19 protein-coding genes are annotated in these 18,761 nt (G+C 60.8%); 13 read left to right on the forward strand and 6 right to left on the reverse strand.

The window, feature by feature from the left end:
- Nucleotides 1-5: 5 nt before the first annotated feature.
- Genes QP752_RS01225 through QP752_RS01240 form a run of 4 tightly spaced genes read right to left on the reverse strand, consistent with a single transcriptional unit; the run spans nt 6 to nt 3,514 of the window.
- Nucleotides 6-590, reverse strand: coding sequence for a 3-phenylpropionate/cinnamic acid dioxygenase subunit beta (locus QP752_RS01225; protein WP_256000483.1), 585 nt, complete (start codon nt 588-590; stop codon nt 6-8).
- A gap of 21 nt (nt 591-611) precedes the next feature.
- Nucleotides 612-1,820, reverse strand: coding sequence for an NAD(P)/FAD-dependent oxidoreductase (locus QP752_RS01230; RefSeq protein WP_070975773.1), 1,209 nt, complete (start codon nt 1,818-1,820; stop codon nt 612-614).
- A complete protein-coding gene (locus QP752_RS01235; RefSeq protein ID WP_070363135.1) occupies nt 1,817-2,167 on the reverse strand; it encodes a non-heme iron oxygenase ferredoxin subunit in 351 nt (116 codons plus the stop codon). Before QP752_RS01235 ends, QP752_RS01230 begins: the two co-directional genes overlap by 4 nt.
- A gap of 33 nt (nt 2,168-2,200) precedes the next feature.
- Nucleotides 2,201-3,514: an aromatic ring-hydroxylating dioxygenase subunit alpha gene (locus QP752_RS01240; protein WP_070477508.1), complete on the reverse strand. Its 1,314-nt coding sequence runs from the start codon at nt 3,512-3,514 to the stop codon at nt 2,201-2,203.
- 285 nt (nt 3,515-3,799) lie between these two features.
- Here QP752_RS01240 and QP752_RS01245 point away from each other — a divergent pair, with 285 nt between their 5' ends.
- Genes QP752_RS01245 through dmpG form a run of 4 tightly spaced genes read left to right on the forward strand, consistent with a single transcriptional unit; the run spans nt 3,800 to nt 7,524 of the window.
- The gene (locus tag QP752_RS01245) at nt 3,800-4,729 is read left to right on the forward strand and encodes a 3-carboxyethylcatechol 2,3-dioxygenase (protein ID WP_256006137.1); all 930 of its coding nucleotides are present in this window, start codon (nt 3,800-3,802) and stop codon (nt 4,727-4,729) included.
- 13 nt (nt 4,730-4,742) lie between these two features.
- Complete coding sequence (locus QP752_RS01250; RefSeq protein WP_070363132.1) at nt 4,743-5,528, forward strand: 2-keto-4-pentenoate hydratase; 786 nt, start codon at nt 4,743-4,745, stop codon at nt 5,526-5,528.
- Between the two features lie 15 nt (nt 5,529-5,543).
- Nucleotides 5,544-6,473, forward strand: a complete 930-nt coding sequence (locus tag QP752_RS01255; RefSeq protein WP_071572801.1) for an acetaldehyde dehydrogenase (acetylating) — start codon at nt 5,544-5,546, stop codon at nt 6,471-6,473.
- Nucleotide 6,474: 1 nt separating this feature from the next.
- Nucleotides 6,475-7,524 (forward strand): 4-hydroxy-2-oxovalerate aldolase, encoded by a 1,050-nt coding sequence (dmpG, locus tag QP752_RS01260; protein ID WP_070363130.1) that lies wholly within the window; start codon nt 6,475-6,477, stop codon nt 7,522-7,524.
- 23 nt (nt 7,525-7,547) lie between these two features.
- Here the strand turns inward: dmpG and QP752_RS01265 are convergent, their stop codons facing one another.
- Nucleotides 7,548-8,312: an IclR family transcriptional regulator gene (locus QP752_RS01265; RefSeq protein WP_071572800.1), complete on the reverse strand. Its 765-nt coding sequence runs from the start codon at nt 8,310-8,312 to the stop codon at nt 7,548-7,550.
- 87 nt (nt 8,313-8,399) lie between these two features.
- Here QP752_RS01265 and QP752_RS01270 point away from each other — a divergent pair, with 87 nt between their 5' ends.
- On the forward strand, nt 8,400-9,254 hold the full coding sequence (locus tag QP752_RS01270) for an alpha/beta fold hydrolase (protein WP_070363590.1): 855 nt from the start codon (nt 8,400-8,402) through the stop codon (nt 9,252-9,254).
- 49 nt (nt 9,255-9,303) lie between these two features.
- On the opposite strand, the gene QP752_RS01275 is transcribed toward QP752_RS01270, so the two are convergent.
- The gene (locus tag QP752_RS01275) at nt 9,304-10,380 is read right to left on the reverse strand and encodes an HNH endonuclease signature motif containing protein (RefSeq protein WP_070477514.1); all 1,077 of its coding nucleotides are present in this window, start codon (nt 10,378-10,380) and stop codon (nt 9,304-9,306) included.
- A gap of 146 nt (nt 10,381-10,526) precedes the next feature.
- Here QP752_RS01275 and QP752_RS01280 point away from each other — a divergent pair, with 146 nt between their 5' ends.
- From QP752_RS01280 to rplL, 8 genes are all read left to right on the forward strand, one after another.
- Nucleotides 10,527-11,444, forward strand: a complete 918-nt coding sequence (locus tag QP752_RS01280; protein WP_070363127.1) for a TIGR03773 family transporter-associated surface protein — start codon at nt 10,527-10,529, stop codon at nt 11,442-11,444.
- Nucleotides 11,441-12,982: an anchored repeat ABC transporter, substrate-binding protein gene (locus QP752_RS01285; protein WP_256059656.1), complete on the forward strand. Its 1,542-nt coding sequence runs from the start codon at nt 11,441-11,443 to the stop codon at nt 12,980-12,982. The genes QP752_RS01280 and QP752_RS01285 overlap by 4 nt, the downstream gene beginning before the upstream one ends.
- Before the next feature lie 7 nt (nt 12,983-12,989).
- Complete coding sequence (locus QP752_RS01290; protein WP_256000489.1) at nt 12,990-13,883, forward strand: choice-of-anchor M domain-containing protein; 894 nt, start codon at nt 12,990-12,992, stop codon at nt 13,881-13,883.
- Nucleotides 13,880-14,653: an anchored repeat-type ABC transporter ATP-binding subunit gene (locus tag QP752_RS01295; RefSeq protein WP_284804060.1), complete on the forward strand. Its 774-nt coding sequence runs from the start codon at nt 13,880-13,882 to the stop codon at nt 14,651-14,653. Before QP752_RS01290 ends, QP752_RS01295 begins: the two co-directional genes overlap by 4 nt.
- A complete protein-coding gene (locus tag QP752_RS01300) occupies nt 14,646-15,488 on the forward strand; it encodes an anchored repeat-type ABC transporter permease subunit (RefSeq protein WP_284804061.1) in 843 nt (280 codons plus the stop codon). The genes QP752_RS01295 and QP752_RS01300 overlap by 8 nt, the downstream gene beginning before the upstream one ends.
- Nucleotides 15,485-17,500, forward strand: a complete 2,016-nt coding sequence (locus QP752_RS01305) for a choice-of-anchor M domain-containing protein (RefSeq protein ID WP_284804062.1) — start codon at nt 15,485-15,487, stop codon at nt 17,498-17,500. The genes QP752_RS01300 and QP752_RS01305 overlap by 4 nt, the downstream gene beginning before the upstream one ends.
- Nucleotides 17,501-17,718: 218 nt before the next feature.
- Entirely contained in the window at nt 17,719-18,240 is a 522-nt protein-coding gene (gene rplJ, locus QP752_RS01310; RefSeq protein WP_070363122.1) for a 50S ribosomal protein L10, read from the forward strand.
- Between the two features lie 49 nt (nt 18,241-18,289).
- Nucleotides 18,290-18,679 carry a 50S ribosomal protein L7/L12 gene (gene rplL / locus QP752_RS01315; protein ID WP_070363121.1) on the forward strand — a complete coding sequence of 130 codons (390 nt, stop codon included), beginning with the start codon at nt 18,290-18,292 and terminating at the stop codon, nt 18,677-18,679.
- Nucleotides 18,680-18,761 lie beyond the last annotated feature (82 nt).

Consider the following 18,761-nt stretch of genomic DNA (forward strand, 5'->3'; position numbering starts at 1 on the left):
GGCCCTTAGAAGAAGGTAGAGATGTTCTTGGAGTTCAGAACGTTGATGTCGAGCAGGATGCGGCGGTCAAAGACCTTCCACTTCGGGCCGTCCTCACCGTCCTTCGCGGGGCGAAGCAGGTCGGTGCGGGTGCCCACAAACTGGTCCTGCTCGCGCTCGAGGCGAGTGCGCCAGACGTAGAAGTTGGTGCGGACCTCGAGCGCCTCGACGGCGTCGGCGCCTTCACCGACGGTGACGTGCCGTGCGATCAGGTTCGTGATCAGGTGGCGCGTACGCGACGGCGGGTCTTCAGCCCACGCCATGCCGGAGTCGAAGCGGCGGATGCGCCACGCTAGCGAGTCGTAGGTTTCGTCGTAGAAGGCCGGGCCGTCCTCGTCCGAAATGGAGAGGGCCTGCTCGCGGCGGAGGCGGTTCGTGCGGGTTGGTGCCCAGTAGAAGAGGTCTTCGTCGAAGTGGGTCAGCCAGTCGACGTAGCGTCCCTCGTCGAGGAGGGTGGCTTCGTCGTAGTACATGTTTTGGAGATCGAAGTAGGTGGTTTGGTCCACTCGCTCCCCGGGGGTCACGTCGTCGCGACGTAGAAAGTCAGTCACGAGTCCATTCCTTTCTTGTAGCTATCGAGCAAGTTTCTTCAGAGGAATCGATGCGTCAGCCAGCTTGTCCTTATCGACGGCAATACCGCGGTCGATGATGCGACGTGCCGCACGAACAGCCATCGAATCTTCGATTGCTGCCGCGCCAACCAGGGCGCCGTTCTCGTCGAGGCGCAACGCGACGGCCGGGCGACCCTCCGCGTCATTGCGGATGATGGTTTCGCCAGGGATAGTCATATCGCCGGTACCCTCAACGTGGACGCCGTAGCGGTCGGACCAGAACCAGGACGCGGAAAGTTTCGGAGACGGGCCGTCGATAATTGAGGCGGCGGCTGTCTTTGCTTCCTGGATTGCGGAGTCCCAGTGCTCGTGGCGGCGAAGTAGCGTGCCATCCTCGAGGCGGGTGCGGGCGCAGTCGCCCACAGCCCAGATGGAGGAGTTCGACGTGCGCTGCTGCTCATCCACCAGGATGCCGTTATCGGTCTCCAGACCAGCGGATTCGGCGAGGACCGTCTCCGGGATGATGCCGATACACAGCAACACAGCGTCAACCGTGACGGCGTCGTGGCCGTCGAGGCCGATGTGGAACCTGCCGTCAGACTCCTCGATGCTAGAGGTCATCGCGTTGATGAACTCCACACCGTTTTCCGCGTGCATGTCGTGGAGGCGCTGCGCCAGCTCAGGACCGACAGCAGGGACCAGGGATACCGGTGCAGGGTCGATGAGTACCACGTCCGCGCCCAGCTTGCGTGCAGAGGACGCGACCTCTGCACCAACAAGGCCAGCGCCAATGATGCCCAATTTCTTGCCTGGGCCGATCAGCGAGCGCAGCTTGTCAGCGTCCTCAGTAGTGCGCAGCACCACGACGTTGTCGCTGTCGAAGCCCGGCGCACTGCCGCGACGAGCAGTACCACCAGTGGCGATAACGAGGTTGTCGTACGCAACCTCCTCACCGCCCTCCAGCACCAGCTTCTTCGATTGCGCCTCAACGCGCTCAACGGTGGCTTGCTTCAACACAATGTTGTTTTCCTCGAGCCACTCCGCCGGGCGGAACTCAATCTCAGCGCGCGTCTTCTCGTTGGTCAGGTAGTCCTTGGACAGCGGTGGGCGGTCGTACGGAACACCAAGCGGATCAATGATCGTGATCTCACCGGTGTAGCCGTTCCTGCGCAGCTCATCAGCGACGGTAAAGCCGCCGATTCCGCCGCCTACGATTGTCGTGCTGCTCACTTGTCGGCTCCTTCAGCAGGCACGCCTGGGTAGAGCCAGACTTCTTCGCCACGCAGCTCAACCTTGTGCGTGTTGGTGTCCTCGGTCGCTGGCATGCACTGCACCGCGCCAGTCTTCATGCAGAACTGGCTGGAGTGCACCGGGCACTCAACCATTGTGCCGTCGACCCAGCCGTCAGACAGGTGAGCGATTTCGTGAGTGCAAATATCGTCGAGGGCGTACACCTCATCGTCTTCGGTGCGGAAGAGTGCAATCGGCTTGTCGTATCCCGACATTTCCTCCGTGACCAGGAAGCCTTCCTCCTGCTCGAGATCGTCCAGGTCAGCAACTTTTACTGGTTCAGCCATGGTAATTCGGTTCCTTTCGAGGGTGTGTTTGGTTTACTTCTCGTGCCAAGCTGGGGTCGACATCAGTTCGCGCCAACGGCGGTACAGCGCACGACCAGCAGCGTCTGAATACAGTTCGGATGTAGTGCCGGGGAACCCTTCACGTTCACCGACCGTGGCCATACCCATCTGGTAGTTCAGCGGGGTGTTGCCAACCATGAAGCCATGCGCGATGGACTGGCACTCAGACCAGTTCTCGCCGTCGTCCTGCTCGAAGATGCCCGACGGGCCAAAAGTGCGCAGGTTATACAGGCGCTGCGCGCGAGCCACATCCTCCGGCATCGAACGGTCCAGGACAGTCCATGCCCAAACTTCCATCTTGTTCGGGCCCTTCGGGTGCCAGACGCGGATCGAGCCATTGACCGGAAGGTAGGAGAAGTTCGGGAACACGGTTGCGTGGCCGTTCGTCATCGGGCCCATCACCTGCTCAGGGGAGAGCCGCTCGCGCAGGAAGTCGTAGTCGTAGTACTCGTGGACCGGCTGGGCGTCGAAACGGTTCTTCGGGTGTACTGGGAAGCCCGCGCCGTTGCCGTGGTCGTCGTGGTACTGCACACCGGTGCGCTCCGCGATCTCCTTCTTCGGGCCCTTGCCCGACGGGGACATCACCATCAGCGCAGAGGCATGCGACATGTTGACGTGGTACCAATCAGTAGCGAACTGCTCCGCTGCCAACTTCCAGTTGCCGTCGAGCACCCACTTAGTGACGCCACCAACGACGTAGGTGCCTTCAGGGTCTCGGTCCATGAATGCGTCGATGTACCAGCGCATATCACCAAGCGCATCCTCGAGCGGCTCGGCGTTCTCGTCCCAGTTCGCGAAGATGAGGCCCTTGTAGGACTCCACGCGGGGCACCGTGACCAGCGGCCAGTCGTCCTGGGAGAAGTTCTCGTCGTACTGCTCCTTGCCAGGAAGGTTGACGAGGTTACCGTCGAGGTCGTACGCCCAGCCGTGGTACGTACAGGTAAACATCTTCGTGCGGCCCTGGTCGGCGCGGCACACGCGGGCACCGCGGTGACGGCAGCTGTTGAGCAGCACGCGGATTTCGCGCTTCTTGTTCATCGTCGCGATGACCGGGTCCTCGCCCATGTACGTCTGGAAGAAATCGCCCGGCTTCTGGAACTGCGACTCGTGGGCGATAAACAGCCAGGAACGGGCAAAAATACGCGACATTTCCTGCTTGTAGACGGCCTCGTCCGTAAAGACTCGACGATCTACCAGGCCACCTTCAGGGTCGACCATGCCACTGACGTCGATGCACTGATCCAATTCTGCCGGCCGCTGTAAGCCGGACTTTGGTGGCGTTGCCATAGGTAACTCCTTCGCACCTAGTGATAGAAAGCACAATTACTTCTGAAGCGTTCTTTGCTTCACACAATTCTTAAGCTACATGGGGGCAGTTATGTTCGCGTATGTGTTCCAGTGAATAGAACGGAATCTGTGGAACGGGGGTAGGGAACGAGGGCAGTCCAGGCATTCTTGCTTTTGAGTATGTGGTTTAGTGTTCCAAAACCCGGAACGAGGGTGCGGAGTGTGATGCGCTACTTCTACAGTCAGATGTGACAGCTGATAAACCCAGCCCCGGAGGAGGTCACCATGAGCGTAAAACTTATTGCGCTTTCCCACAGCCCGCTGCTCGGCATCAACGAGCCAAAACCAGAGGTGAACGAGGCGCTGCAAGACGCATTCGCAAAAGCCCGCAAAGCCGCGGAAGAATATGACCCAGATCTGGTCATCGTCTTCACGCCGGACCACTTCAACGGGTTCTTCTACACCCTGATGCCCCCGTTCTGTGTAGGCCTACAAGCAGAATCGATGGGTGACTACCTCACTACGCCTGGCCCATTCGACGTGCCCGAGTCAGCCGCAGAAGAGCTCGCGCAATTCGTTATCGACCAGGACGTCGACATGGCAATCTCCCGCCAGATGGTTCTCGACCACGGCGGCGCACAGCCTGTCGAGCTGCTCTTCGGCTCCCTGACCGCCAAGCCAGTCATCCCGATCTTCGTCAACGGAGTCGCCCGACCGTTCACCGCGATGCAGCGCATCCGTGTGATGGGGGAGGCCGTCGGCAAGTGGGCGAAGGCCCAGGATAAGAAGGTGCTGATGGTTGCCTCCGGTGGCCTGTCCCACGACCCGCCGCTTCCACGCTGGGCATCCGCAACCGACGCGCAGAAGCACTTCATGCTCCACGGCCACCCGGACCAGGCCGACCGCGACGCTCGTGAAGCTCGCGTCATTGCTGCCGGCAAAGAAGGTGCCACAAATGCAGGAATCATCGACATCAACCCAGAGTGGGACGAAAAGTTCATGGCGGACTGCATCTCCGGCGAATCGACACGATTCGACGCCTACGACGCCGACACCATGGACGACGAAGCCGGTCACTCCTCGCACGAGGTGCGCACCTGGGTTGCGGCGTTTTCCGCGCTGACCGCCGCCAACGGTGGAGTCAACGCCGAGTTCACGTTCTACCGCCCAATCCCAGAGTTCGTCGCAGGCTTCGGCCTGGTCATCGCATCATAGGAGAGACAGACAGATGAGTAGCCGTGAGGACTCCCTGCGTACCATCGCAAACGACCTGCTCGCCGCGTACCCGTCCTGCGAGCCGATCGCGCCACCGCGCACCGTCGTCGCCGACCTTGACATCGCCGACGCCTACGCAATCCAACAGATCCAGGAAAAAGACTTCGTTGCCCGCGGACACAAAGTTATCGGGCGCAAGGTTGGTCTGACCTCACTCGCAATGCAGCAGCAGCTGGGGGTCGATAGCCCAGACTTCGGGTTCTTTACCGACGCCGACCTCTACGAAGTCGGCACCGACATTGCAGTCGACCGCTTCATCTCCCCGAAGGTCGAACCGGAACTCGCGTTCGTGCTCGGGAAGGACCTTGAACCGGGCGCGACACTCGAAGAGGCCCGCAAGGCTGTCAAGTCCGCGCACCTTGCAGTCGAAATCATCGACTCACGAGTCCGTGACTGGGACATCCGCCTTGTCGACACCATCGCCGACAACGCTTCGTTCGGCGCCATCGTGTGGGACCCGACCCCGCTCGATCTCGACTTGGAGGAAGCTGCAACAGTCCACGCGACGATGACGCTCGACGGCGAAGTTGTCGGAGAGGGCGTCGGCAAGGATGTGATGGGCGACCCGCTGCTCCCGCTGCCGTGGCTCGCAGGCATTCTCGACGAGCAAGGCACCGCCCTGCGCGCCGGTGACATCGTGCTTACCGGTAGCTTCTGCGGCGCAGTCGCTTTCAAAGCAGGCCAACACCTCGCAGTATCCTACGGCCCATACGGGGCCATCGACGTCCGGTTTAAATAGGTTTGGAGCACCACAATGCAAAAGAAAATGACAGCAGCCATCGTCGGATCGGGCAACATCGGCTCCGACCTGATGATGAAGCTTTTGAACAACGAATCCAACATTGATCTGCGCTACATGGTCGGCGTCGATCCAGAATCGGAAGGCCTCAAGCGTGCGCGCGAAAACGGCATCGAGGCCTCCCACGAAGGCGTCGACTGGCTCCTGCAACAGGATCCGCTTCCAGACCTCGTCTTTGAAGCAACCTCGGCGGGCGCACACGCAGCAAACGCACCGCGCTACCGCGAAGCAGGCATCCGCGCCATCGACCTCACCCCGGCGGCCGTCGGCCCATTCTTCTGCCCATCGGTCAACCTGGATGAGCTCGAAACCGTCGACAATGTGAACATGATTACCTGTGGCGGTCAGGCCACCACCCCGATTGTCGCGGCAGTATCTCGCATCGTAGACGTCGAATACGCGGAGATCGTTGCGTCGATCTCCTCGAAGTCCGCGGGTCCCGGCACCCGCGCTAACGTCGACGAGTTCCTCGAAACCACTGCCGCCGCCCTCGAACAACTCGCTGGCGCGAAACACGCAAAAGCCATCATCATCCTCAACCCCGTCGAGCCACCAATGATGATGCGCAACACCGTCTACTGTGCCCTACCTCCAGAAGCCGCGGCTCCTGGCGAACTGCAAGACCAGATCGCCGCGTCCATCAAAGAAATGGCAGCGAAGGTGCAGCAGTACGTACCGGGCTACCGCCTCACCGCGGATCCACAGTTCGAAGAAGCCCGCGACGACTGGAACGGACTCGGTCGTGTTTCCGTCCTCATCGAAGTAGAAGGGGCAGGCGACTTCTTGCCGGACTACGCCGGCAACCTCGACATCATCACATCGGCAGCAATTGCCACCGCAAACAAGTACGCCGAGCTCGTGTCGGCGCAGAAGCAAGGAGCATAGTATGAACACGGTTGCGAGCGATGTCATCGATGGCATCCCGACACACAAAATCCGCCTCAACGACACGACCCTGCGTGACGGATCCCACGCCGTACGCCACCAGTACACCAAAGACCAGGTGAAAAAGATCGCCCGCGCGCTTGACGACGCCGGCGTCGAAATGATCGAGGTCACTCACGGCGACGGGCTTGGCGGGTCTTCCTTCAACTACGGCTTCTCCCACACCCGCGACATCGAACTCATCGAAGCCGCAGTCGAAGAAGTCAAGAATGCGAAGATTGCCGCACTGATGCTTCCAGGCCTGGGTACCGTAAAGGACCTCAAAGAAGCAAAGAGTGCGGGCGCATCCATCGTGCGCGTTGCCACTCACTGCACCGAGGCAGATATTTCGATCCAGCACTTCCAGGCAGCACGGGAGCTTGGTTTTGAGACCGGTGGCTTCCTGATGCTTTCACACCGCATCCCACCAGCAGAGCTTGCGAAGCAGGCCCGCATCATGGTCGATGCTGGCTGTCAGTGCGTCTTCGTGGTCGACTCCGCCGGCTACCTGGTGATGAACCAGGCCGCGGACCGCGTCAAGGCAGTCGTTGAAGAGATTGGCGACGACGCACAGGTCGGCTTCCACGGACACCAGAACCTCGGTTTCGGGGTTGCAAACTCGTTGCTCGCTGTAGTCAATGGTGCTCGCCAAATTGACGGCACCCTGTATGGGCTTGGTGCTGGCGCCGGTAACGCACCGATCGAGGTGTTAGCCACGGTGTTCAACCGCACTGGCATTGACATCGGCAATGTTGATCAAGCCAAGCTTCGTGACGCCGCTGAAGACGTCCTGAAGCCAATGGTCGAGCGTCTCCCAATGATGGACCGCGGCTCCATTGTCCAGGGTGAGTTTGGCGTTTACAACTCCTTCTTGCTCCACGCGCAGCGCGCCGCGGAACGCTATGGTGTGCCTGCAGCGACCATCTTGGAAGAAGTCGGTCGCCGTGGTTACGTCGGTGGTCAGGAAGACATGATTATCGACGTCGCAATCGACCTGGCAAAGCAGAAGTAGCGAAGTAGAGCGCGTATGCGGGTTTATCCCGCGTGCTTCGCTCTCCACGCACGAGTCCCGGATCCACAAATCTTTTTGAGGACCGGGATTACTGTTTTGGGCTGAAAGTCTTCTGCGGGAAAGGAAACGCTCATCGCGGCAATCGGTACGCCCTCGGTGCCGAAAATCGGGCAGGCGACGCAGCATAGACCTTCCGAAATTTCCTCAAGGTCGTAGGCGATACCTTCATCGCGGATCTTTTTCAACGTTTCACGCAGCTCATCCGGGTCTGAGATCGTGTGCGGAGTCCATGGTGCGAGCCCCTCACGGATGATGCGCTCGGTAAGCGTTTCGTCGTACGCCATAATTGCTTTGCCAATGCCAGTCGCGTAAGCGGGAATGAGGCCGCCAATGCGTGACGGCGCTGTCACACCACGGACGGAAAAGAGCTTGTTCGCGTAACGAACGTTCGTCCCTTCAACATGTCCAAGGTGGACGGTGTGTCGAGTGCGCTCAAAAAGCGCTGCCAAAAAAGGTGTGAGCAACTCTGATACCTGCGCGGTTTGCTCGGAATACACCTCCGGTGTTGACGCCATTCCGAGCGCCGGGTTGAGCCGATAGAGCTCGTTCGCTTTGAGGACGGCATCATTTTCCACCAGCTTGTTAAGAAGGCGGTGCGTCGTCGACTTTGGAAGATCGACGCGCCGGGCTAACTCTGAAACGCCAACCCCGTTGACGTCCTCGCTCTTGAACGCTTTCAGAATGCCGAACGCCTTGTCGATGGAGTTTGGTTTTCCGTCTTGAACCATAGGATCAGTGTAACCGGATAGTGTCTATCGTGTGCCACGGACTGGAACACTCCGGCGTGTGCGTGGGTTCGTCGCTATGTTGGCTGTATGACTGAAATTTCCATTCCTGATTACAAGACTGACGAATTCTTCGGGCTCGAGGACAAGTGGCTGGAGACGGCACCCGGCGAGCTCACTCACTACCACGATCTCGGCGAGGGCGAACCAGTACTGTTCCTCCACGGCTCCGGCACGGGCGTGACTGCAGCCGCGAACTGGTGGCTGAACCTTCCGACCATCTCCGAGAACGCACGATGCATCGCGATCGACTCCATTGGTTACGGCCAGACCGTCGTAGCTGAGGGCACCAAGTACGGTATCCGCGAGTGGGTTGAGCACGCAATCCGTGTGCTGGATGCCCTGGGAATTGAAAAGACCTGGATTGTTGGTAACTCGCTCGGTGGCTGGGTTGGCTTCCAGATGATCATCGACCACCCGGAGCGTGTGAAGGGCATCATCTCCATGGGCACCGGTGGGGCGAAGTTGACCGGCGCGCTGAAGGGTCATTCGAACCCGAAGCTGACCGAAGAAGGTATCCGCAACACGCTCGAGCAGTTCGTGGTGGATAAGTCGCTGATCACCGATGAGCTCGTGTCGCTGCGCTACCAGTCCGCGCTGAACGATACGGCGTCTGATCGCCTACAGGAGGTTGTGCAGGCGCGTGACCGTGACCGTACCGAGCTTCCACTCGACTTCGACGTGCTGTCGAAGGTCGAGATCCCGGTTCTGCTAGTGCACGGCATGCAAGACGTCGTGATTACGCCGCAGCGCACGTGGGACCTGGTGAACACAATTCCGTCCGCTGACGCTCACCTTTTCGCACAGTGTGGCCACTGGTCGCAGGTTGAGAAGGCTGATGAGTTCAATGAGGTCATCGTGAACTGGATGAAGCGTCAGTTCTAGTCAGCAGCTTTTCGACGCCCACTTCGGCCCCGTCGTGGTGGGCGTTTTGCTATGTGTACAACATTTTCATCGCACCAGGTCGGTGGACTGGGTTTGGGGCGGAGTAGCCGCGTGGTGAGTGCCAGAGCGGTTGTGCGTCCACAATTTCGATGCGACCTCGGCGTGCTCGTTGGGGGTCGTCGTCGTTGACGCGATTGTGGTAGCGGCACAATGGCGACAGGTTGTTGATGTTCGTTTCCCCGCCGTGTTGCCATGCAGTGATGTGGTGGATTTCGCAGGCGTCGGCTGCATGGCGGCATCCAGGCACTGGGCAGCCGGGGGTAACGGCGCGGGCCAGAGCGCGCTGCTTGTCATTTGCGAGGCGTTGTGTCCGGTAGAGGTTGACTGCCCCGTGCTGTGGGTGGAAGACGGCGGCTTCGAGCTCGTTCTCGGTGGTGGCGACGTGGCTGTTTAGGTATTCGGCGCCTGTCATGGTGGTGCCATCGGTCAGGGTGAGGGTGGTCTCGTCGCCGTGGCCGCGCTGTATTTGGATCCACTGGGGGAGTGGAATGAGCAAGAGAGGTCGGGGGACTGCGTGGGGGACGGAACGGCCGTCGCCACGTATGATGTCGAGGAATCTGCGCAGCATGTGTTTCGTGGGTGGCGTCTTGGGGTCCATGTCTTGGGTGAGGGCGTGTTCAAGGTCGGCGAGGTCGCGCTCGTTGGTGGTGAGCGTCATGGTGCGGCGCCCATTGCGGGAAGGCGAAAATGTGAGGCGGTCGTTTTGGTGCTTGGTGTTGTTCGGAAGAAGTGCTTTTGCGCGTTCGCTGAGCTTTTTGTATGTGCCCTTGGTATCGAGGAGTACGAGGCGCAGTTTGGTGCGTGTTCGCGCGGACTTGATGGGGCGTAAGCGCCGTTCGATCATAGCGAGTTGGTCGAGTGAGAAGCCGTAGCGTCGAGCCTTTTCGGTAGCGAGTCGCTGTTTTTGTCGGGATTTTGTGGGCCCGAAGTAGATGTCGTGGAGCTGGCGCCAGGCGCGGGCTCGTGTTGGATCGACGCCTGCTTCGATGGCGGCTTCGTAATCGAAGCCGTCCAGTACGTCGAGTGCCTGCGTGGACATGGATTCTAGGAATGTCTTGAAGTTCATAACCTGAACATATGTGGTTGCAGAACGCCTGGGAAAGGCTTTTCACGCTACCTGTGGATAACTTCTTCTTGTGTGGCGTTTTCTGAAGTGCCCTGTGGATAACGTATGACTTGCATGCGAACGCTAATGAAAATAATGTTCATTAGGTGAAATTTTCTGTCATCAAGATTCTGCGAGCGCTCGCCGCGACATTACTGCTCCTTTCCATGTCGACGCCTGCTTTCGCGGCGGAATGCCACCCGACACTGCACCCGATGGTGAAAGACGACCGCACTGTTCCGGCCGAGTGGCGCGATCCCGCAGAGCTCGTTTTTGGGCTGGGTGATGCAGCAAAGCAGCAGCTCTCCAATCCAGTTGGGCCAATTCCGGCCGGTACCGCGTGGATGATCGGTGCAACTCAGCAAGCCGGTGTGCCATGGCTTGGAGCGAATACGCAGCATCCGTCGCTGCTTGAGCACACTTCTGGGGATGTGGCCTGGGAGATTACAAAATTTGATGGACCTGGTGCCATGTTTGTGTTCACGCAGGGTGGGCTCGGTCAGGTCGTGGGCGAGGAGTGGTTCCGTGGCGTGGATGGGCAGGCGCAGGGCAGCCATACCATTCCTGCGAATTCACATGTGCATCCAAACTGGATGTTCAGTGCTCCGGGGACTTACACGGTGACAGTTCGTCAAAGCGCGACGACGAGTAATGGCGAGCCGGTGAGCGGGGAGGCGACGCTCACCTTTGACATTGGCGGCGCCGGTAACGCGAACGATGGTCACTTCGACTTTGGCTCCGTCTTTGACGAGGAGGGCGAGTGCGCGCAGCCAGTGGTGGCGAGCAACGCGAATCCAGCGCCTGATCAGGGAGAGACTCAGTTGCAATCACAAGATCACCAGCAGCAGGATGTTGCTCCCGCGCAACGCGGTGGGGCCCTTGCAGAAACGGGTACGACAGTGATGACGCTGCCGGTGGCTGTGCTCGGCTTGGGCGTGTTTGTCTTTGGTGCGGGTTGGTTGTGTTTGGATGCGTCGTTGCGCCGTCGTGTCGCCGCAGCGTGGGGTTTCGGTGGCCACCGGTGATCCAGTTTTTTCAACGAGCCGCTGTGCTGATGTGCGTGGCGCTGCTCGGGGCGTGTAGCGCACCGGAAGGGCAGTCGGTGGGAGAGGGGAAGGCGTCGGTGGTGGCGTCGACACCTATTTTGGCGGATGCGGTTCAAAACGTTGCAGGTGATGTGGCTGATGTGCACACGCTGATGGCGCGTGGGGTTGATCCGCACAGCTACGAACCGAGCTTGCATGCCACACGCGACATCGCGTATGCGGATGCCATTTTTACCAACGGACTGTTGTTGGAGCCACAGTCTTTAACGAATACGATTGCGGCGACCGTGCGTGACACGACTCCGGTCGTGGCACTTGCGCAGGAGGCGCAACGGTACGGGTTTGCGCCGATTCCGCTTGTGGAGGACGCGAGCCTAGATGCGGTGTGGCTCGGGTTGCGGGTGGATACGGGCCAACAGCTCCCGACGACGGGAGTCGCGGACTTACACCTTGTAGATGTTGACGGCCCCGGTGCCACTTTCGCGTTCATCCTGGGAACCTTCGGCACCCCGGAGGTGGTGTTCAACTCTCACGACGGGCTGGATAGCCGTGACGTAAAGACGCTGCCGGTTGACGCGCATACTCACTTGAGCTGGGCATTTTCCAAGCCAGGCGTGTACAAGCTGAGGTTTGAATCGCATATTCGCGATGCCGTCGGTGCACCTGAGCGCGCAAGTGTGGAGTCGACGGTGACGGTCGTTGTGGGGCAGGATCCCGCGCGGGTAACGCCGGGGTTGCACGCGGTGGAGAAGGGGCACGTCGACATTACAACAGAGCTTGATGGGCAAGGTGCGGCTCACCTCGTGCTCAACTCGGATGACGACGGCCGCATGGATCCAGTGAACGTAGCCGTCACAGTGCCGAATACAACCCTGCAGCCGATCCCTCCGGAGCGCCCCTTCCGATTCCTCGGTACGCCGGGGGAGGAAACCTACCTGCTCCCGCAGGCGGTGCTGGGCAATCACGTGCATGGTGAGCTGGACCCGCATGTGTGGCACGACGTTCGGGCGATGAAAGCGATCGTTCAGGTAATCCGTGACGAGTTGGCTGCGGTGGATCCGCGCCACGCGGAAATCTACCAGGCAAACGCCCGCGACTACCTGCAAAAACTGGACGCAGCGGATGAAATGATGCACGAGTCTGTCTCCGCGGTTCCGGAGGAACAACGCAACCTGGTGACTACACACCATGGATACGCCTACCTCGCGCGGGCATATGGAATGCGAGTTGCAGGTTTTGTCACGCCAAACCCCAGCGTGGAGCCGAGCCCGCGTGATGTCATCGCGTTCACCCGCACACTGGAGAATCTGCACGTGCCCGCGGTCTTCCTGGAACCACAGTTGGCGGGGCGCAGCACAGTGCTGACAGAAACCGCCGCCCAGCTTGGCATAGAGGTATGCCCAATCTGGGGCGACACATTGGATCCTCCGGGGTCTGGGCCAGCCGATACCTATATACACCTTGTGGAGGCGAATGCTGCGTCGATACGCAGGTGCCTCGGACGAAATGAGAAATGAGCGAACAATGAAACTTCGAATTATCCCACTGATGGTTGCTGCGATGATCGTGGCAACTCCTGCGATCGCGAATGCGCAGGCCGCCAACAACGATCCTGCGTTACAACAGGTGGTCAGCGCAGATGAGGCGATTGCGCCAGCCGGTGAGCACACAGTTATTGACGCCGGTCACGTCGATCTAGGCGCGACATTCAACGGGGATACCCTTGAATTTCTCGCTCGCGACGACACACAGCAACCGCCCGTATGGCGTCACCTCGACGACGTGGTGTTCCGCGTGACCGATGCCGCGAAGCAAACCCTCCCCGACGGCGACGACTTCGCCTTCACCGGCGCAAAGCCAGGTGCGGACGTCTGGGTGATCCCACAGACTGAGGTTGCCGGGGTGCCGTGGCTGGGGTGGAACACGCAGGCCGCGAGCCTGCTCGAACACTCCGGAAACGGCGTGAGCCTGGAGTTCGGCGGACACGAAGGGCCAGGCGAGTTCTCCCTGTTCCTGCAACCGGGCGGGTTCCACGCACCACAGTTGCTGTGGACGACTACTGAGCCGGGTGTGCAGCCAATGTGGGTGGAGCCGAACACGCATACCCACGCCAATTGGGTCTTCACCGAGCCGGGAGTGCACCTGGTCGGGGTGCGAGCAGTGGTGAAGGATGACGCTGGCACCGTTCACACGGACGAGCAGTTGGTGCGCGTGGCTGTAGGCGACGGGACGGACGTAGCGGCGGCGCAGTCCGCACAGTTCAACGGGCCGTGGCGCGAGGGTGCTGCGTCGGAAGAACAGGCAGATAGCCAGAGCACGCTGAATGCGGGGCTGATCGCTGGTGGGGTGATCGGTGTGTTGGTGCTCGCGCTGGTGGCGCTTCTAGTGGCGCGTTCTCGGAAGGAGCGTCGCGCGTGAGCACGCAACCGCTTATAGAGGTGCGAGGCTTGCGCGCCGGGTACCCGGGTCGCCCGGTGTTTGAGGGCGTTGATCTTCTTGTGCCTGCCGGGCAGTTCGTCGCGCTGCTCGGTCCGAACGGGGCGGGGAAGACCACGCTGATGCGTGCAACGCTCGGTCTGATTCCCGGCACAGCCGGAACGGTGCGGGTAGGGGAGTGTACGGGCCACGCGGTGCGCAAAGTGGTGGGGTACGTCCCGCAGCGTCACGACGTCGCCTGGGATTTCCCGATCGATGTCGCGTCCGCTGTCATGAACGCCACGCTTGACCTGCGCCCGTGGTACGCGCGGCCTAAGGCGGAGCACCACGAAGCTGTGGCGGAAGCACTCGAAGCTGTGAACCTCCAAGACCTGGCGCACCGGCCGATCGCGGCGCTCTCCGGAGGGCAGCGCCAACGCGTGTTGGTGGCGCGCGCCCTGGTGCGTCGTCCAGGCGCGCTGTTCCTCGACGAGCCGTTCACCGGCCTCGATATCCCGTCTACTGAGCAGCTGCTAGCGCTGTTTCGTCAGCTGGCTTCCCGCGGAATCGCGATCGTGATGTCCACACACAACATCGTGGAGGCTGTTGACTCTTGTGATCGCCTCCTGCTGTTCCGCGGTGGCATCGTCGCGGACGGGGCTCCCGCTGATCTTGATGACGCCCGCCCCTGGATGGACACGTTCGACGTCGGCCTGGATTCGCCATGGCTGGCGGCGCTGCAAACACATGTGAAAGAGGTATCCCGTGCTTGAGATCGGGTTTCTGCAATTCTTGGCTGACGTGGCCAACCCGCACCTGGCGTTCTTGCCGCGCGCGTTGACGGCGGCAGTGTTGGCGTCCGTGTTGTGCGCGGTCGTTGGGTGTTTTGTGGTGCTGCGCGGTATGGCGTTTATCGGGGATGCGGTGGCACACGCCGTGTTTCCGGGTGTTGCGTTGGCGTTCGCGCTGCAGGTGTCGGTGCTGCTCGGTGGGGCCGTTGCCGGGTTGATCGTGGCGGTGTTGATTGCAGTGCTATCGCAACGGCGTGCGCTGAAAGAGGACGCGGTGATTGGCATTGTGTTTGCGGCCGCGTTCGCGCTTGGCTTGGTGATTATTTCGCGCGTTGAGGGCTACACAGCGTCGCTGAGTTCGTTCTTGTTTGGTTCGCTGACAGGTGTGAGTGAGCGCGACCTTATAGTCAGTGCTGCGACGTGTGTTGTCATTGTGTCGCTGGTGGTGGTGTTACGGCCGTGGCTGACCGCGGTGGCGCTCGACCGAGAGACGGCGCGCGCGATGAACGTGCGCGCCGCGCTCCTGGACTTGGTGTTGTACCTGTGTGTGACGGCCGCGGTGGTGGTTTCGGTGCAGACGATCGGCAACATTCTGGTGTTGGCACTGTTGGTTACCCCGGCGTCCGCCGCGCGACTGTTTACAGACAACCTGGAGATCATGATGATCCTCGCCGCGCTGATTGGCGTGGTAGGCAGCGTGGTTGGTGTATGGCTGGCGTGGTCGTTTGACTCGCCGACCGGCGCAACGATTGTACTGTGTGTGACTGCCATCTTCGGTGCGAGTTGGCTCTTCGCTAGGAAAGGGGTGCGGGCATGATCCGCAGACTCATCCTTGTGGTTGCGCTGATCGCGTTTACTGTCACCCCGGCGCACGCGACCACGCCTGCCGGGCATCAACCCGGTGACCCGGGGCATGGCGTCGTCCTCCCGGAGGACCTTGACCACCCCTGTGCCGGGCGTAAGTTGCTCTACCACTCCCACAATGACGCCCTCTACGGCACTCGGTTCGACGGCCAGCTGTCCATTGGTGCGGTTGACGGTCAGCAGGTCACTGACCAGCGCGACGTCTGCTTCCGTCTGCCTCTCGACGCTGACGCCGACGGCAATGACGTCTCCCGCCTCACCATCCCGGATGATGGTTCCCTCGATTTTCTGGGCGCTCCGGGCAGTCAGGTGTGGCTCGCGCCCCAGCACGCGGATTTCACCGATGATTGGCGCCCCATCTGGTCCGGCATCGGTGCATTTGACCCGGCGCACGAGCTGCCGGGTGCTGTGCCGAGCAACTTCAAAGACGACATGATGTACTTCGACCTGCTGGGCATCGATGGTCCGGGTGATGTGCAGATCTTCTTTAAGAACGCCGCCTCGCCGGCTGAGCGCCTCTTCAATAGCGCTGACGAACAGATGCGCACCGTCGAGTATGAGGTTGGCGCGCACGGCCATTTCAACTGGACGTTTACGAAGCCCGGCGTTTATAAGCTGCGTTGGCAGGGCCGCGCCGAGCTGACCAACGGTGAGACTGAGTACACCGGCTGGACCGACCAGTACTGGCTGGTTGGCACCGACGCGGACGTCGGTTTGCCGGAGGGCACCACGACGGGACTTCGCACCCCCGCACTATCGACGCCCACTCCGTCACCGACGCAACCGCCAACACCAACACCAACAGCACCAGTGACAACCGCGGCACCGGCACCGGCACCCGCACCCACTGCGAAGCACTGCGACGCGCTGCGCACCCGCCCGGAGGCGTTCATCGCGAACGGGCATATGGACATGGGGCCCGTCGATACGGGGGAGGCCGCGCTCATCGACGACCGCGACCCCAACAACCCCGCGCGGCACACCAGCGGCACCTTCCTCTTCGAGGTTCCCGACCGCGCCCGCCAGGACATCCCTGCGACGCTGCGCGACACGTTCCCCACCCGCCCCGAGCGCATGTGGGTGTTGCCGCAGTCGCAGAAGGCGGACCTGCCGTGGCTCGGGTTCTCGACAACCCACCACCCAGCCCCCGCCATCGTCCGCATTACTGCTGTCGCCGGACCCGGCCGCATGTACACCTGGCACGAGGGGCTGCAGGGTGCGAAGCTCGAACTGGACTCCGGCGACAAGTCCCGCACGCTGAGCTACCCGGCGAACGCCCATGACCACCAGGCATTCGGTTTCACCGAGCCTGGACTTTACGCCGTGACTTTCGCGTTTGACTCTGCGGAGCTCGTTGCGGTCTTCGCGGTCGGCGACGCCGCCATCGCGACGGCCCGCGAACAGCACGCGAGCGGGTATCGTGAGCTGGACTCGTGCGGCTCCAATGCAGCGACCAGCGACACGTGGATGGGCGCATTGGCGAAGGGGATCCGCTCAATCGACGAGGAGTTGAGCAAGTTCGGCCACAAGCTACGGCCAGTAGCAACGACTGCGCCGTCAAAGCCAGTGCCACCGCGCACTGTAATAAGTACTGTGCGTGCGACGGAAGCGAAGGCCGCGACCAAGCAGGCGCCACCAAAGCAGACGACGGCGCAGAAACCGACGCAGAAGTCCACAACAACGTCGGCACCAAAGCGGCAGGCGGTAAAGCCGACGGGGGCGAAGCCGACGTCGACAAGAAGAGCGATCCCGGACGCTCCGATACAGACTGGTGGCGGTGGCATCGTCTCATCTTTCGACCAGGGAGCAGCGCAGGAGGAACCCGCGACGGGCGTGACTGCCAGCGGTTTCTGGGGCGGGCTCATCCTCGGTGTTGGCTTGATGGCGCTGCTGGGGGGCATTGCGTTGTTCGTGGTGGCGGCGCGGATGTTGCGCGGAGTTGCGCGCACGCAGGAAGACGTGTAGGGTTCCACAACGAAGTTTGAACGGGTAATACCCGAGCTCAAGTTTCACCGAAGACCGTCGGTCGCCCTTCGGGGCCGAAGGTACCCCTCTCCAGGGGTCGACCCACGCAGGAGGAACGTGGCCTACCTTTCTAATGGTGCCTCGTGCTTCTGCACGGGGCACTTTTTGTGTCCCGGGCGGATTGAAGGACATGAAGTTATTGGAAGGAGGCGTGTGTAATGGCAAATCCGAAGAATGAGCGCGAGCTTGCTGTGTTGAAGGAGAAGTTTGACGCTGCTAGCTCCATCGTGCTGACGGAGTACCGTGGTCTGACCGTTGGTCAGCTGCAGACTCTTCGTGGCGATCTCGGCTTCGATGTCGAATACCACGTCGCCAAGAACACCCTCATCAAGATCGCTGCTAACGAGCACGGCATCGAGGGTCTCGACGAGCTTCTGACCGGCCCGACCGCTATCGCTTTCATTAAGGGCGAGGCTGTCGACGCTGCTAAGGTCATGAAGAAGTTCTCCAAGGATCACGACGCGTTCGTGATCAAGGGTGGCTACATGGATGGCGCTGCTATCGACGCCGCTCAGGTTGACGCCATCGCTGAGATGGACAACCGCGAGACCACGCTTGCAAAGCTCGCTGGCGCATTCCAGGGTTCTTTGGCAAAGGCTGCTGGGCTGTTCGAGGCTCCGGCATCCAAGACGGCTCGCCTTGTCGCTGCGCTGCAGGACAAGCAGAACGACGCCGCATAACACACTTACAAACTTGGGCTAACCGCCCACCAATAGAAAGGAAGCCACCATGGCTAAGCTGTCTAAGGACGAGCTCATTGAGCAGTTCAAGGAAATGACCCTCATCGAGCTTTCCGAGTTCCTGAAGGAATTCGAGGAGGTCTTCGACGTTACCGCTGCTGCACCAGTTGCTGTTGCTGCTGCTCCGGGCGCTGCTGGCGGCGACGCTGCTGCTGCAGAGGAGAAGGACGAGTTCGACGTTGTTCTCGAGGACGCTGGCGCCAAGAAGATCGGTGTCATCAAGGTTGTCCGCGAGCTCGTTCCGGGCCTGGGCCTGAAGGACGCCAAGGAAATGGTCGAGGGTGCTCCAAAGGCTATCCTCGAGGGCGCAAACAAGGACGATGCAGAGGCTGCAAAGGCCAAGCTGGAAGAGGCTGGCGCAAAGGTTACCCTCAAGTAATCTCGCAGGCTGCATAGCTTTTCGACGATCACCCCGTCGCCACGTACTGTGGCTGGCGGGGTGTTTCGCGTTGTGTGCTAAG

The sequence above is a fragment of the Corynebacterium sp. UMB10321 genome (assembly GCF_030228725.1).
In the GTDB taxonomy this organism is placed as follows: Bacteria; Actinomycetota; Actinomycetes; order Mycobacteriales; family Mycobacteriaceae; genus Corynebacterium; species Corynebacterium pseudogenitalium.

What these genes read in the sequence shown, in the direction of transcription:
- QP752_RS01235 (WP_070363135.1), bottom strand. Translation starts at nt 2,167, where the DNA reads ATGGCTGAACCAGTAAAAGTTGCTGACCTGGACGATCTCGAGCAGGAG.
- QP752_RS01240 (WP_070477508.1), bottom strand. Translation starts at nt 3,514, where the DNA reads ATGGCAACGCCACCAAAGTCCGGCTTACAGCGGCCGGCAGAATTGGAT.
- QP752_RS01245 (WP_256006137.1), top strand. Translation starts at nt 3,800, where the DNA reads ATGAGCGTAAAACTTATTGCGCTTTCCCACAGCCCGCTGCTCGGCATC.
- QP752_RS01250 (WP_070363132.1), top strand. Translation starts at nt 4,743, where the DNA reads ATGAGTAGCCGTGAGGACTCCCTGCGTACCATCGCAAACGACCTGCTC.
- QP752_RS01255 (WP_071572801.1), top strand. Translation starts at nt 5,544, where the DNA reads ATGCAAAAGAAAATGACAGCAGCCATCGTCGGATCGGGCAACATCGGC.
- dmpG (WP_070363130.1), top strand. Translation starts at nt 6,475, where the DNA reads ATGAACACGGTTGCGAGCGATGTCATCGATGGCATCCCGACACACAAA.
- QP752_RS01265 (WP_071572800.1), bottom strand. Translation starts at nt 8,312, where the DNA reads ATGGTTCAAGACGGAAAACCAAACTCCATCGACAAGGCGTTCGGCATT.
- QP752_RS01270 (WP_070363590.1), top strand. Translation starts at nt 8,400, where the DNA reads ATGACTGAAATTTCCATTCCTGATTACAAGACTGACGAATTCTTCGGG.
- QP752_RS01275 (WP_070477514.1), bottom strand. Translation starts at nt 10,380, where the DNA reads ATGAACTTCAAGACATTCCTAGAATCCATGTCCACGCAGGCACTCGAC.
- QP752_RS01290 (WP_256000489.1), top strand. Translation starts at nt 12,990, where the DNA reads ATGAAACTTCGAATTATCCCACTGATGGTTGCTGCGATGATCGTGGCA.
- QP752_RS01305 (WP_284804062.1), top strand. Translation starts at nt 15,485, where the DNA reads ATGATCCGCAGACTCATCCTTGTGGTTGCGCTGATCGCGTTTACTGTC.
- rplJ (WP_070363122.1), top strand. Translation starts at nt 17,719, where the DNA reads ATGGCAAATCCGAAGAATGAGCGCGAGCTTGCTGTGTTGAAGGAGAAG.
- rplL (WP_070363121.1), top strand. Translation starts at nt 18,290, where the DNA reads ATGGCTAAGCTGTCTAAGGACGAGCTCATTGAGCAGTTCAAGGAAATG.